Here is a 13,849-nt window from a genome sequence, read left to right on the forward strand (position 1 = left end):
ATTATTCCCGATTTTTAATTAAAAGCCATCCTGAGTGTGAAACTTGTAATTGAGTATCTGGTTCGATCCATTTAATTACATACCAATAAGTTCCAGTAGGAAGATTTCTGCCATTGGATTTTCCGTCCCAGATATAATTTTTATCAGAAGATTTATAGACTGAGTTTCCATATCGATCCGAAACTTCAATTGATACATTCTGTTTTATTCTTAATTCAGAATAGTTCAGGATATCATTAATTCCATCACCGTTAGGAGTGATTGTATTGATAAGATTAATAACCAGAAATTCTTTGGTTACATGTCTACATCCGTCAGAGGCTAGTACATATACAGTATGAGTACCTCTTGATAAACCTGTAAAGACATTAGAGGATTGGTAATCAATACCATTTAATGAATATCTATAAGGAGGGGTTCCACCTGTTACATAAACAGTAGCTGTAGTACCAGAAACATCTATTTTTGAAATAATAGGAGCCTGTGCTGTAGCAACCTTTACATGCTGGCGGTATACACATCCGTTAAATCCAAGGTCTACATAATAGTTTCCAACAGAAGCCGTAATAGTTTGGGTTGTTGCTCCATTACTCCATAGATAAGATGTAAATCCGGTTCCTGCATCCAAAAGAATCTTGTCATTCGAACAAACGATCTGATCATGAAGAGTGTTAGATTTTTTAGGTGTTTTTAAAGTAAGAGTTAAAATTCCTGTATTGGCACATGCTGTAGTGCTTTGGAACCTTACATGATAAACTCCTCCAGAAGAAGTCAAGATCTGCGTTGCTGAGATAGGGTTGTTTCCTGTCTGAGCATCAGTAGCAGAAGTATGGAATGATAAGATAACATTGGGATCAACAGTGAATAAACCTTTGTAATCATTTAGATTTACATTTTCTGAACCATTCAAATCATTATCACAGACATCAGCGTTAGCATTATTTGTAATCAAAGAAACCTTATTTCCTACTGTAAAGTTGATTTGCCCAAGAACTGCAGGGCAACCTCCTACATTACCTGTCGCTCTTACATACACTATTGTATTCGCAGAATAAGACCAGTTTGAAGGAAGCGTATTACTATTTCCGTTGATGGCGTCAGCCTGATTAAGATAATATGTTACGGTAAAAAGAGCTGAATTAGCAACAATCTGTGGAGTAACATTGTTAAAGTCTATATGTACATTTCCGTCCGATTCATTACTGCAACTATTAGCATTAAAATTAGTAGTGTTGATAACAGGAGTAGGGAATGTGTTTAAAGTAATAGTTCCTATTTTGGAACAGCCGTAAGATGTTACGTTTGCGTATACAACTCCTGCTGGACCTGTATAGTTTGCCGGATTGGCAATAGGGCCTGTTAGATTGGCATTGGTAAAGTAAGTTACTGTTGCTCCTGGGGTTGAAGTTACATTGGCTACCTTCAAGTTGTAAGTACCATCTCCATTGGCTGCCGGACAGGAAGACATAACATCATTCGTTACTACAAGGATGTGGGTATTTACTACAATTGTAAAATATTCAAATGCAGCCGGATTTCCATTTCCCTGAATATAATAGGTGAAAGTATCTATAGTGTCTGCAGTCATACCCGGATTAGGTGTATACGTGATTTGCCCTGTAGTAGGATGAATGGCAACAGTTCCTTTCGTTGGTTGTACAATAATATTTGTATGAGCAGGGTCTATAGTTTGTGCAGAGCTTGTAAATGCAGGAGTAATGACTTGAGTATTACATGAACCAATATCATAAGTTGTTGTTGTAATAGGCGGACATACTGTATAATCGTATTCTGCAGTAAGTCTGGTCTCACAATTGTTTAGTGATTTTACAGGTATAGATTCCAGAACCTGTTGGATTAGGATTGAGCGTGAAGGTTGTGGCTCCTGGGATTTCGACCCCATTATGATACCATTTATAATCATCATAGCCCGATTCTACCTGTAAAAGAACTCCATTGTAACAATCTCCGGTTTTTGTAATTACCGGAACGGAAGAGAATCCTGCAAAATACCCTCCGTATCCTACAGCTCCGTTTCCTGCAGCAATACCTGCTGTAACAGGTTTGTTTGAATTAACTGTAATATTTCCCGATACTCCCAGTATAGAATAGGTTTCCCAATCTGGATTTCCGGCTACTGGGTAAGGTCCGTTTCCTGCAGCAATAGAATTTCCACCTACGGTTACAGTGGCTCCTTTTTGTGTAATGATGTTCAATCTGGTAGTGAAAGTATCATTTCCGATTTTATTGATAAAACCGATCTCTTCTATTTTTGTGGGCATGAAGCAGCTTACAGGAGGTATAAAGTTCATTCCTCCAGACGCAAATTCATTTCCGCTTGTAGCGCCTGATAATAATTGATATACATATACATTCTTGGTGGCAGAAATATTCATATTATAATGGCCATTTCCCTGATGTATATATTTATTACTGGGTACAAGATAGTATTTTCCTGCATTAAGTACGACAGGAGTTCCGGTTCCATTAAAGGTTATCTGGGTATTATTTTCTGTGGCAACAATGACTGCACTTTCCATCTGTGATGTAAGTCCTCCGTTACCTTTTACCATTACAAAATTCTTTCCTAGTCTATCTACCGGAACCGATTGATCCATCAACACGTCATTATTGGTTACATTGACGTATGCTCCATTGAAATTTCCGTTCGTGACCGTAATAGGATTGGAGGCAGTAATCTTAGCTCCGATTAATCCCGTTTTATTGATCGTCTTTTGAGAACTTACAACATCCAGAATATAAGATTGCCCTTTATTAAGAGTGAATTTTTTTGTTAGAGAAGTAGTCCCATTTGAAAAAAGAAGTGTAGGATCATATCCTGAGATTTCTACAGTTGTATTGTTGGCTGTTGCTGTAACTCCAATTGTAGAATTCATATAAGTTGCAGAACCTGCAATAGGAGCCATACCTGCATAGAAAGTAGTTCCTAAACCTGCAGCTCCTTTGGAAGTAAGGATCTCTGCTTGGTTCTTAAGTGAAAATCTGTAATTAGCGAAAAATTTCTTCGTTCCTTTTACATTAAGCCCCATTGAATTTGGGGTAAATAATTGTGACTGAGTAGTTGCAATTAGAAAGTTGTTAGGGATTGATACCTCTATAGGGTTGTTTTTACTTACCTGTACTGTCGTATAGAGTGTATTGTTATTAAAAACCTGTACAGGAAATGGGGTTGCTTCATCTGTAGACAGGTAGAGAAAGCCCTGAAGCTGGTTAACATCAGCTTTTGCTGCCATAGGAGCAAACCAATGTTCGGTATCCAATTGGGCATTAGCTAATAAGTAAAAAAATGTGCAAAAAGCGAGTAGATATTTTTTCATGCGTTACTATAAGGGCCGCAAATTTAAGTATTAATAATCACAATTTTATATTAAAGAAAGCTTGGAATTCCCGTTTATTACATAATTGTTGAATATTTAAAATTTACGTCATTTTGTGTTCATATTGATTGATATTTAGGCATAAAAAAATCCCGATGAAAAAAATCATCGGGATTATATATTTTTAAAAGCCGGATTATAAGCTTACTCTAATAAATCCTGTTACTTTTAGATCTGCATTTACAGATTTTACAAAATCAGCAACTGAGATACTAGAATCTTTAATGAAGTCCTGGTGTACCAAAGTGTTGTCTTTGTAGAATCTCTGCATTTTACCTTTCAAGATATTGTCGATGATGTTTGCAGGCTTACCTTCTTCAGTAAGTTTGTGTCTTTCAATCTCTAATTCTTTGTCGATAGTTTCCTGAGAAACTTTAGTTTCGTCAAGAGCGATTGGGTTCATCGCAGCAGCTTGCATAGAAACAGATTTAGCAACTTCGTCAGCTCCGTCTACTTTTGCAGAAAGAGAAGTGATTGCAGCAATTTTGTTTCCAGCGTGGATGTAAGCGCCTAGGAATGGCCCTTCAATTCTTTCGAATGTACCGATTTCGATTTTTTCACCGATAACACCTGTCTGCTCAATTAATTTATCAGCAACAGTCATTCCGTGGAAATCTGTAGCTAATAATTCTTCTTTAGTAGCAGCAAAGATTGCCATTTCAGCTAATTCGTAAGCTAGCTCGATGAAAGCTTCGTTTTTACCAACGAAGTCAGTCTCACAGTTTAACGAGATAATAGCACCTAAAGTGTTATCTTCGTTTACTCTTGCGATTACAGCACCTTCAGTAGATTCTCTGTCAGCTCTGTTAGCAGCAACTTTTTGTCCTTTTTTCCTAAGGATATCTACCGCTTTTTCGAAGTCTCCTTCAGCTTCAACTAGAGCTTTTTTGCAGTCCATCATACCTGCACCTGTTTGGTTTCTTAATTTAGCTACGTCTGCAGCAACTGGTGTATAAGACATAATATCTATTATTTTTTATTTAAGATTAGTATTAATTTTTAGCTTAATTTTAGAGCAGTGCAAAGATAATGATTTTAATGATAAACTAAAAAATGACTTTTCACGTTATTAATATATTTAATACTATTTTAAAGATTTGATTAATGAAAAAAATCTTCTTTCTCCTGTTTATATGCGTTTTCTCCCTTGGTTTTTCTCAAAAAAAGAAAAAAACAAAATCTAAGGCCGTTGTAGAAAAAGAAACGGTGATTATTTATACAGAGCAGGAAGCTGAAACTTCTAAGGAAACAAGAGTGATTGCTGGTTTCATTAAGCAAAATCCAGGACATGCAAGAACCGATTATTTTAAAAAAAGGCTGATGGATATTATCATGGCAGATAATTCACCTGAAGCAAAACCTACGATCAGACCGATCAGTAAAGAGAAAATTGAAAATATTGTTAAAAATAATGAGCTGAACAGTGGAAAAGTAATAGCAGCCAACAAACCGTCCACTACAAATAATACAAAGAATACCGATAAAGTAAATAATGCCATCACTGCTCTGAAAGAAGAAAGGCTGGCCACTTATGCTTCTGCAGGTTCTGCCGGTACTGTAAAAAGCGCAGGTTCTTCAGCTAAATCCGAACCTAGTGAAGCCAATAAGAAAACAGCAGCCATGCTTACCCATCTTTTTAATAATGATATCAACAAAAATGAAGCATATATAAATATTAAAAACAGATCAAGCTGCAATCTGATTGTGAAAATAAATGGTAAAAAATATTATAATTTAAGTGTACCTGCGAAAGGGGAAAACTTTATTCTGATTGATAAAGGAGAATATATATTGACCACAATGGTGTGTGATGCGAAATATTCTTCTCTGAAGAAAATTACTCAGGATGTTGAGATTGCTCTCAATATTGCTGATTGATAAAGAAGAAAACTAAAGTAAAAAAGGTTAAGAAATTTTCTTAACCTTTTTATTTTTTTATCCTTTAAACTGACCCATCGCAATGAATTTATCTTGTCTTTGGGTTTCAAGCTCCTGTCCTGTAAATTTGGAGAAAGCTTTGATATTTTGTAAAATAGAATTTTTCAAGTTCAAATAAGTGGTCTCTTGATCATAATGAGCGCCTCCAAGGGGTTCTTCAATAATTCCATCTATGAACTTTTCTCTTAAAGCATCTTTTGGAGTAAGATTTAATGCATTGGCAGCATCTTCTTTGTGATCCCAGTTTCTCCATAAGATAGAAGAGCAGCTTTCTGGTGCAATTACCGTATACCATGTATTTTCCAACATATATACTTTATTACCTACACCTATTCCTAATGCTCCACCGCTGGCTCCTTCTCCGATGATGTAAGTGAAGATTGGCGTTTTCAGCTGAACCATTTCAAAAATATTTCTTGCAATAGCTTCACCTTGTCCTCTTTCTTCAGCTTCCAATCCTGGGTAAGCTCCCGGTGTATCTACTAAAGTTACTACAGGGATATTGAACTTTTCAGCAAGCTTCATTAATCGTAAAGCTTTTCTATATCCTTCAGGATTTGGCATTCCAAATCTTCTGTGTTGTCTTTCCTTAGTTGTTCTTCCTTTTTGAGTCCCTATGATCATTACTCTCTGACCATCCAGGGTAATCAATCCTCCAATCATTGCCGGATCATCAGCGAAATTTCTGTCTCCATGAAGTTCTAAGAAACTGCCTTTGTCTGCCATTCCGTGGATATAGTCCAATGTATAAGGACGATCCGGGTGACGGGACAGTTGTACTCTTTGCCAAGGTGTAAGACTGCTGTAGATTTCTTTTTTCTTTCTAAAATCTTGTCCTCAATTTGGCTGCATGCTAATTTTACATCAACACCACTTTCTTCTCCTACTAAAGAACACGTCTGGTATTGATCCATCAATTCTTTGATAGGAAGTTCGAAACTTAAATATTCCATTTCTTGAAGTAAATTAAATCTTTCAAATGTATGAAAAATTATGGTAATTCTATTTAAAATTATTTATAGCATTGCTTATTCTAGAGGTACTTTCCTCTTTTCCAATGATTTCCAGAATGTCCGGAACGTCTGGGCCTTTCAATTCTCCTACTAAGGCTAAACGAAGTGGCATCATGACTTTACCCATCCCCAAACCTTTATTTTCCGCGAAATCATGCATTGCCTGCTTTAATGTTTCTGCCGTAAAGTCTGTAGATTCAAATGTGGTAGCTAATTCTCCTAAAATAGCAGATGTTTCGTCATTCCATGCTTTTTTTGATGCTTTTTCGTCGTAAGAGATAGGTGCTTCAAAGAAGAATTTTCCGTTTTCATAAATATCTTTCGGGAAAGTAGCTCTTTCTTTCATCAGAGGAATTACTTTTAATAGCTTTTCATCAGAAGCACTGGATAGATCAAGGTCTGAATTTTTAAGCATCTCAAGAAGTTCTTTATCCGATTTCATCTGAATATACTGATGGTTAAACCATTCCGATTTCTCTTTACTGAATCTTGCTCCTGCCTTGTGTACTTTATGAAGGTCAAATTCTTTAGCCATTTCCTCCAAAGGAAGAACTTCTTTATCATCTGCCGGAGACCATCCTAATAATGCTACCATATTGATGAATGCATCTGGAAGGTATCCGTTTCTTTGTATCCTTTAGAAACAGCACCTGTTGCAGGATCTTTGAAATCAAGTGGAAATACCGGGAATCCGAATTTATCACCATCTCTTTTGCTTAATTTTCCTGAAAGTCCTTTCTTTAAAAATTGCTTTACAGCAGCCGTTAATGGATTATCTTTATCATTTTCGCCCAGCATAGATTTGAATCTAGGGCTTTTTACTTCCGCAAAGAAGGATTTGATCATAGGAGCAGACTCTTCGAAAGAGAACTGGCTATTTTTTGCCACAAATTCATCTGTAAAAGATTTTGTGATCCCGTCGATATTATCTTTATTGATTAATGCCGAAACATCAGGCTTTAGAATCAAAGAAAGGTGTGCAAATTGTGGCGCTTCCCAACCCATTGCTTCATATAATAAAGTATGCAATCCTAAAGATGGCAGCCATTCTTCTCCACGGATAACATGAGAGATCTCCATTTCGTGGTCATCGATGATGTTGGCGAAGTGATACGTTGGCATTCCGTCATTTTTTACCAAAACTTTATCATCTAACGTATTGGTATTAACCGCAGATTTTCCACGGATGATATCTTCAAGATTCAATACTCTGTCTACAGGCATTTTGAATCTTACCACATAAGGCGTTTTCTCATCCAATAATTTCTGAACTTCTTCCTCAGAAAGAGCAAGACTGTTTTTTAAACGGTTTCTCGTTTTATTATCATAAGAGAAAACCTCTCCGTTTGCTTCGAATTCTGCACGTACTGCATCTAATTCTTCCGGAGTATCAAATGCCATATAAGCATAATCTGTTTTCAAGATCTGCTCAGTATATCTGTCATAGATATCTCTTCTTTCAGATTGTCTGTAAGGGGCAAATTTTCCTCCTTTCTTAGGACTTTCATCAGGGATGATTCCACACCATTCTAAAGCTTCTTCAATGTATTCTTCAGCTCCTTCTACATATCTTGCGGTATCTGTATCTTCAATTCTTAATACAAATTCTCCCCCTTGATTTTTAGCAAAAAGATAATCATATAATGCGGTTCTTACGCCTCCCAAATGTAAAGGTCCGGTAGGACTTGGAGCAAAACGTACTCTTACTTTCTCCATTTCAATTAAAATTTTTGCAAATTTACTTAAAATTATACGGTTGTGATACAATTATAACGGATAGTTGTTCTTGAATCTTAAATTTTTCCATTGTATTGATGGAAGAGATGTATAAGCAATGAACATTTCAGAAAAACCTATCGTGGATGGTAAAAAAATACATTAAATCCCCACATGAAATGAAAGAGATTTAATGTACTGTAAGGTATGTAAATATTTTTCTAGAAAAGAGATCTTATCGCACGCTCAAGCTTATATATTGTTTTATACGTAAGAGTCTTCTTTATTGTTTTAAATGTTTGTCTGGTTTGAAATACATTTTGAATCTCAGCCAGAGAAAGATCAGAATCTAGAATTTTGGAATAAAGATCACGATGTTTATTGAAAATATAGCCTTCCATTTGATTCTGTCTGGCTTTACTTTCTTGCAGAGATTTTAACATAGAGTTTTCTCTTTGCCTGTAAAAAAACTGCACAGAGTCTAATTGTACAACATCATCACCTTTCTTTAAAAGTTGAATCCAGAATTCCCAATCTTCATATCCAAATTTCATATGAGTATCATAACCTGAGGTTTTCAGATAATCTTCTTTCTTGAAAATTCCGGAACAGAAAATATGATTAGCAAATAATAAGGCTTCATAATCGTACTTTCTAAGATCCCAAGGTTCATTTTTAGCATCAAAAAACTCAGCTTTACAGTATACTAAGGTAAGCTTTGGATTTTTTTCAAACTCTTTTTTAGCAAGTTCTATATATTGAGTTCCTATTTTATCATCACCATCCAAAGGAAGAATGTATTTTCCTTTTGCCGCTTTTATTCCATTATTTCTGCTGGCAGCAAGTCCTTGGTTTTCCTGATTAAGTTTGATGAAACGAGAATCTTTATTACAATAATTATCGATGATCGCTTCTGAATTATCCGTTGAACCATCATTTACGATGATGCATTCCCAGGCATCTGAGGTCTGAGCTATAACAGAATCTAAAGTTTCAGCAAGATATTTCTCCTGATTGTAGCAGGGAACAATAATAGATACGATTTCATTCATAATTTTCCTGTTTTTCCGATTAATCCATGAATAATTCCTTTGAAGATATTCTTGGAAAATGACATGTTTTCTTTAAAGCTTCCTTTGGAAGAGAAGAATTTTTTGCGGGCAACAATCATACGTTCCCGGATGACAAAAAATAAACTCCCGGAATATTTTTTAGTGAGCCAGATTCTATTTCTGGTCATATAGTATTCATATACTTTTCCTCTGGAACTGTCAGATTGATACGCAACAAGTTCTGTATCAACCGCAATCTTCCATCGGTTACTCTTTTTGATCCTGTAGCACCATTCCGATTCTTCATAATACATGAATAAACCAGCTTCCATATATCCCATATCATCCAGAACTTCCTTTTTAAACATCATAGCACTTCCATTAATATATGCCATGTCGTAAGTCATTCCTTGGGGCTCTGCATCTTTTACATTTTTTAGGAAATTGATATGATTTCCTTCAAATCCTTTTTTAGGATATAACAGGCCACCATCAGAAAAGATTAAATCAGGATTGCTATGATACAGTAATCTTGGCCCTAATACTCCCAGTGAAGGGTCTGATTTTAACTTTAAATAAAGCTGTTCAATCGTATAGGCATCTATATGGATATCCGGATTAAGAATGAAAAAATATTTTTTCCCCCATTCGATAGCCTGCTTAATGGCCCAGTTATTGGCATATGCATATCCAAGGTTATTTCCCATCTGATGAAAGAAAAATTGATGGGTATTACAATAGGCTTCTAACTCTTTTCCATCGTTGGAGTTATTATCAAGAATAATAAAAGAATCATTGCTGATTTCTCCTTTATTGGTAAGTGTTGAGAGCTGTCTGATGATCTCTTTAGAAGAGTTATAATTTAATATTATTATAATTAATTCTTTTATATCTCTCATTAAATAGTCATATTTGTAGCCGCAAAAATAATAAATATAATGAAAAAGAAAGTGCTTTATTTTATGCCTGATAATCCGATGTCTGGAAAGGCCGGAAATACAACCAGGCTTAATTATATGCTTTCTTATTTCAATGAAAACAAGGATCTGGATGTTACTTTTGTCTCGTTAAGGGATTGGGGGATGTGGAGAAAAGAAGAAGAGATCCTGTTTCATAAAAAATTTCCGAATATTCAGTTGCATCTTTTGGATAAAAAATACAAAAAGAGTTTTTTGAAATATCTTTTTCTGTATAAAATACCTTATCTATTTAAAAGAAATTCTATCGATACAACGAGCTATATTCTTAGGAGAGAATTTTCAGATATTATTAAGAACTCAGCTTTTGAGGTGGTACTAATAAGTTATGCTACTTGGGGAAGATTGATCAATGAAGTTCCTTCCGGTGTCTATAAAATTATAGATACCCATGATTTTATTACCGCACAAAGCCGTCATAAGCGTACCATTGGAAAATTATTTCAGGATGAGATTTCCATTTTAAAGCAATATGATAATATATGGACTTATTCAGTAGAGGAAGAATATATATTTGATCAGTTTACCGATAAAAAGGTTACTTTGATGCCCGTTTCATTCCCTGAAAATATTGATGGACAGAAATCTGAGCTTAAATATGATATTATTTACGTGGCCAGTGATAATCCACACAATATAAAAGGAATTCAGTGGTTTTTAAAAGAAGTGTTACCTTTGCTGAAGAATGTTAAAATTCATATCATCGGTAAAATTGGTAAGGCAATTGCAGAAGATTATCCAAATGTCATTAAATATGGGATGGTAGATGATTTACAAGAGTTCTACAATCATGCAAAAATTGCCATTTGTCCGATGTTGAGCGGAACTGGTGTGAAAATTAAAGTACTGGAAGCCTTATCTTATGGGTTGCCGGTAGTAACGAACAGAAGAGGAGTAGATGGGCTCATTAATAAAAAAAATAACGGATGCTTAGTAAGCCAGGATCCTGTAGAATTTTCAAAAGCAATTCATCAGTTAATGAGTGATGATGTCTTTTATGAAAAGATAAAAACGCAGGGTATTTGTTATTTTAAAGAAAACCACAACTCAAAAATAGAAAAAGAAATTCTTGATTCTATTTTTTTATAAAATTTATGAAGAAAAAAATCTTAATTGATCTCGAACGTCTAAGATACCCCAATTCAGGAATAGCTAATGTATTTAGAAACCTCGCAAAAGGATTACAAGAGGGGAATTCTAAGTTTGAAATGTTTTTTTTCGGTAAAAAAGAACAGCTTGAAAAAATCGAGCCTACACCGAATTGTGTTTACTGGAACAAAACACATCGTTTTTTTGAGCGTTTCAGTGGAGAATTTGACCTTATCCATGTGAGCCACCAGCTATCCTCTTATTTTCATAGAAATTATAAAGATACGGTAAAGATTGTTACTCTTCATGACCTGAATTTTTTATACGAAAATCTTACCGACTTCAAAAAAAGAAAGATGTTGGGGAAAGTGAGAAGTAATGTGAAAAATGCTGATTACATTGTCTGTATTTCAGAATACGCAAAACAGGATTTTATTCAGAATAAGAAACTTTTTACTTTTACTAAGCTTAAAGATGTCGTTGTCATTCACAATGGTATTCATCTTCCAGAGCATAGAGAATATCAGCTAGGAAAATACAATTATTTAAAAGACAAAAAATATATTTTAAATATCGGAGTACTTTTCAATAAAAAAAATCAGCTGACTTTGGTTGAAATGCTTCCTTATATTGAAGAAGATCTAGTACTTATCGCCTCAGATGAAAAGTCATCTTATGCGGATGAAGTAAGAAAAAGAATCAAAGAATTACATCTGGAACAAAGAGTTCATTTTCTTAAAAACCTTTCAGAGGAAGAAAAATATGCCGTGATTCAGCATTCGGAAGCGATGTGTCATCCTTCTATTGCTGAAGGTTTTGGAATTCCGCCTATTGAAGCCATGGCTTTTGGTAAGCCTGTTTTCCTTTCGAAATACACGAGCCTTCCGGAAATTGGTGGTGATGCCGCTTTTTATTTTGACAGTTTTGAACCGAAATCAATGGCTAAGCTATTTCATGATAAAATAAATCTTTATCGCAGCCATGAAAAAGAAATGAGTCAGGAAATAAAAAATTGGACAGAGCAATATAGTTATACCGCAATGTCCAATAATTATCTTAAGTTTTATGAATCTGTTCTGAAGAAAAATTAAGCTTTATATTCCAGAATAGTTTTCTCAATAATTTTTACACAATCCATTAATTGCTCTTCAGTAATTACCAATGGTGGTGCTAATCTGATGATGTTCCCATGTGTTGGTTTTGCCAGTAATCCGTTTTCTTTTAATTGTAAACAAAGATTCCATGCTGTAGAGCTTTCCGGAGTATCATTAATTAGAATTGCATTCAGAAGTCCTTTTCCTCTTACCTTTGTAATAAGACCTGTTTTTTCTATCAGCTTATTGATCTCGGCTCTGAAAAGCTGTCCAAGTTCTTCTGCTCTTTCCGATAATTTTTCATCAGCTACTACATCTAATGCGGCTACAGCTACTGCACAGGCAATCGGGTTTCCACCAAATGTAGAACCGTGTTGACCTGGTTTAATAACATTCATGATCTCATCATTAGCCAAAACTGCGGATACTGGATACATACCTCCTGAAAGTGCTTTTCCAAGGATTAGAATATCCGGCTGTACATTTTCGTGATGACAAGCGATCAGTTTTCCTGTTCTTGCAATCCCTGTCTGTACTTCATCGGCAATGAAAAGAACATTGTGTTTCTTACACAATTCGGATGCATTTTTAAGGAAGTTTTCATCCGGAACATACACACCAGCTTCACCCTGAATAGGCTCTACAAGGAAGGCAGCAATGTTTCCTGCTTCTCTGGTAAGTATTTCTTCCAATGCGGTAAGATCATTGTAAGGAATTTTGATAAATCCTGGAGTAAAAGGGCCATAGTTTTGGTTAGCATCCGGATCATTAGAGAAAGAAACGATGGTAGTGGTTCTTCCGTGAAAGTTATTTTCACAAACGATAATTTTTGCAGCATTTTCCGCAATACCTTTTACTTCATAGCTCCATTTTCTGGCAAGCTTTACCGCTGTTTCTACAGCTTCAGCTCCAGAATTCATAGGTAATACTTTATCAAATCCGAAAAGAGTAGTGATCTTCTGCTCATATTCTCCCAACTTAGAGTTGTAGAATGCTCTTGACGTTAAAGCTAATTTTTTTGCCTGCTCTACTAGTGCTTCTACAATTTTAGGGTGTGAATGCCCTTGGTTGACAGCAGAATATGCTGAAAGAAAATCATAATACCTTTTTCCCTCTACGTCCCAAACGAAAACACCTTCTCCGCGATCCAGAACTACTGGTAGAGGGTGATAGTTATGCGCTCCATGTTTGTCTTCAAGGTCAATAAAGTACTGTGAGTTTTTTGTTGTTTCTGCTGTTGACATATTGTTGGTTTTTGACAAATTTACATAATATTAATGAGATCATTCAACAAAAATAGACTCCAGTATATGGCTGTAATTGAAGTGTATTTTAGGGGCAAAACAGCTTGTATTGGAAAATATTTTCTTAGCGGATAAACTGTTGTAGGTATTCTATCTTTAATCATGGTAAACTTATTATTATGCGCTTTATTCAACTAAATGAGGTAATTGTTTTTTCTTTGCTAAAAGGATTTTTTGAAAGTATTATTCTTAAAATAATCTAAATCATATGATCATTTTGAATGCTATTCCCATTGGCCATGATAAAAATAAAAAGGATAAAAGATAT

General features: G+C 35.1%; 9 protein-coding genes and 2 pseudogenes. 3 read left to right on the forward strand and 8 right to left on the reverse strand.

The window, feature by feature from the left end; all coding sequences use genetic code 11:
* Position 1 precedes the first annotated feature (1 nt).
* The 3 genes from QWZ06_RS01730 to tsf all read right to left on the reverse strand — a co-directional run bounded on the left by QWZ06_RS01730 (position 2) and on the right by tsf (position 4,359).
* Positions 2 to 1,903, reverse strand: a complete 1,902-nt coding sequence (locus QWZ06_RS01730; RefSeq protein ID WP_290295436.1) for an FIDD domain-containing protein — start codon at positions 1,901 to 1,903, stop codon at positions 2 to 4.
* Positions 1,809 to 3,281, reverse strand: coding sequence for a hypothetical protein (locus QWZ06_RS01735; protein WP_290295437.1), 1,473 nt, complete (start codon positions 3,279 to 3,281; stop codon positions 1,809 to 1,811). Before QWZ06_RS01735 ends, QWZ06_RS01730 begins: the two co-directional genes overlap by 95 nt.
* A 253-nt stretch (positions 3,282 to 3,534) precedes the next feature.
* Entirely contained in the window at positions 3,535 to 4,359 is an 825-nt protein-coding gene (gene tsf / locus QWZ06_RS01740) for a translation elongation factor Ts (protein WP_290295438.1), read from the reverse strand.
* 143 nt (positions 4,360 to 4,502) lie between these two features.
* On the opposite strand from tsf, the gene QWZ06_RS01745 reads away from it, so the two are divergent.
* On the forward strand, positions 4,503 to 5,276 hold the full coding sequence (locus QWZ06_RS01745) for a DUF6759 domain-containing protein (protein WP_290295439.1): 774 nt from the start codon (positions 4,503 to 4,505) through the stop codon (positions 5,274 to 5,276).
* Between the two features lie 57 nt (positions 5,277 to 5,333).
* Here the strand turns inward: QWZ06_RS01745 and QWZ06_RS01750 are convergent.
* The 4 genes and pseudogenes from QWZ06_RS01750 to QWZ06_RS01765 form a co-directional block, all read right to left on the reverse strand.
* Positions 5,334 to 6,289 (reverse strand): annotated as a pseudogene (locus QWZ06_RS01750) (acetyl-CoA carboxylase carboxyltransferase subunit alpha).
* A gap of 49 nt (positions 6,290 to 6,338) precedes the next feature.
* Positions 6,339 to 8,065, reverse strand: a pseudogene (gltX, locus tag QWZ06_RS01755) (glutamate--tRNA ligase).
* Between the two features lie 221 nt (positions 8,066 to 8,286).
* The gene (locus QWZ06_RS01760) at positions 8,287 to 9,117 is read right to left on the reverse strand and encodes a glycosyltransferase family 2 protein (RefSeq protein ID WP_290295440.1); all 831 of its coding nucleotides are present in this window, start codon (positions 9,115 to 9,117) and stop codon (positions 8,287 to 8,289) included.
* Positions 9,114 to 10,016: a glycosyltransferase gene (locus QWZ06_RS01765; protein ID WP_290295441.1), complete on the reverse strand. Its 903-nt coding sequence runs from the start codon at positions 10,014 to 10,016 to the stop codon at positions 9,114 to 9,116. The genes QWZ06_RS01760 and QWZ06_RS01765 overlap by 4 nt, the downstream gene beginning before the upstream one ends.
* Positions 10,017 to 10,055: 39 nt before the next feature.
* On the opposite strand from QWZ06_RS01765, the gene QWZ06_RS01770 reads away from it, so the two are divergent.
* On the forward strand, positions 10,056 to 11,183 hold the full coding sequence (locus QWZ06_RS01770; RefSeq protein ID WP_290295442.1) for a glycosyltransferase: 1,128 nt from the start codon (positions 10,056 to 10,058) through the stop codon (positions 11,181 to 11,183).
* A 5-nt stretch (positions 11,184 to 11,188) separates the two neighbouring features.
* On the forward strand, positions 11,189 to 12,274 hold the full coding sequence (locus tag QWZ06_RS01775) for a glycosyltransferase family 4 protein (RefSeq protein WP_290295443.1): 1,086 nt from the start codon (positions 11,189 to 11,191) through the stop codon (positions 12,272 to 12,274).
* Here QWZ06_RS01775 and rocD read toward each other — a convergent pair.
* On the reverse strand, positions 12,271 to 13,521 hold the full coding sequence (rocD, locus tag QWZ06_RS01780; protein ID WP_290295444.1) for an ornithine--oxo-acid transaminase: 1,251 nt from the start codon (positions 13,519 to 13,521) through the stop codon (positions 12,271 to 12,273). The two genes, QWZ06_RS01775 and rocD, sit on opposite strands and share 4 nt — an antisense overlap.
* Positions 13,522 to 13,849 lie beyond the last annotated feature (328 nt).

Source organism: Chryseobacterium tructae (genome assembly GCF_030409875.1).
GTDB lineage: Bacteria > Bacteroidota > Bacteroidia > Flavobacteriales > Weeksellaceae > Chryseobacterium > Chryseobacterium tructae.

Bases quoted from the DNA above. Each gene is read 5' to 3' on its own strand.
- QWZ06_RS01730 (WP_290295436.1), bottom strand. From the start codon at position 1,903: ATGGGGTCGAAATCCCAGGAGCCACAACCTTCACGCTCAATCCTAATC.
- tsf (WP_290295438.1), bottom strand. From the start codon at position 4,359: ATGTCTTATACACCAGTTGCTGCAGACGTAGCTAAATTAAGAAACCAA.
- QWZ06_RS01745 (WP_290295439.1), top strand. From the start codon at position 4,503: ATGAAAAAAATCTTCTTTCTCCTGTTTATATGCGTTTTCTCCCTTGGT.
- QWZ06_RS01760 (WP_290295440.1), bottom strand. From the start codon at position 9,117: ATGAATGAAATCGTATCTATTATTGTTCCCTGCTACAATCAGGAGAAA.
- QWZ06_RS01765 (WP_290295441.1), bottom strand. From the start codon at position 10,016: ATGAGAGATATAAAAGAATTAATTATAATAATATTAAATTATAACTCT.
- QWZ06_RS01770 (WP_290295442.1), top strand. From the start codon at position 10,056: ATGAAAAAGAAAGTGCTTTATTTTATGCCTGATAATCCGATGTCTGGA.
- QWZ06_RS01775 (WP_290295443.1), top strand. From the start codon at position 11,189: ATGAAGAAAAAAATCTTAATTGATCTCGAACGTCTAAGATACCCCAAT.
- rocD (WP_290295444.1), bottom strand. From the start codon at position 13,521: ATGTCAACAGCAGAAACAACAAAAAACTCACAGTACTTTATTGACCTT.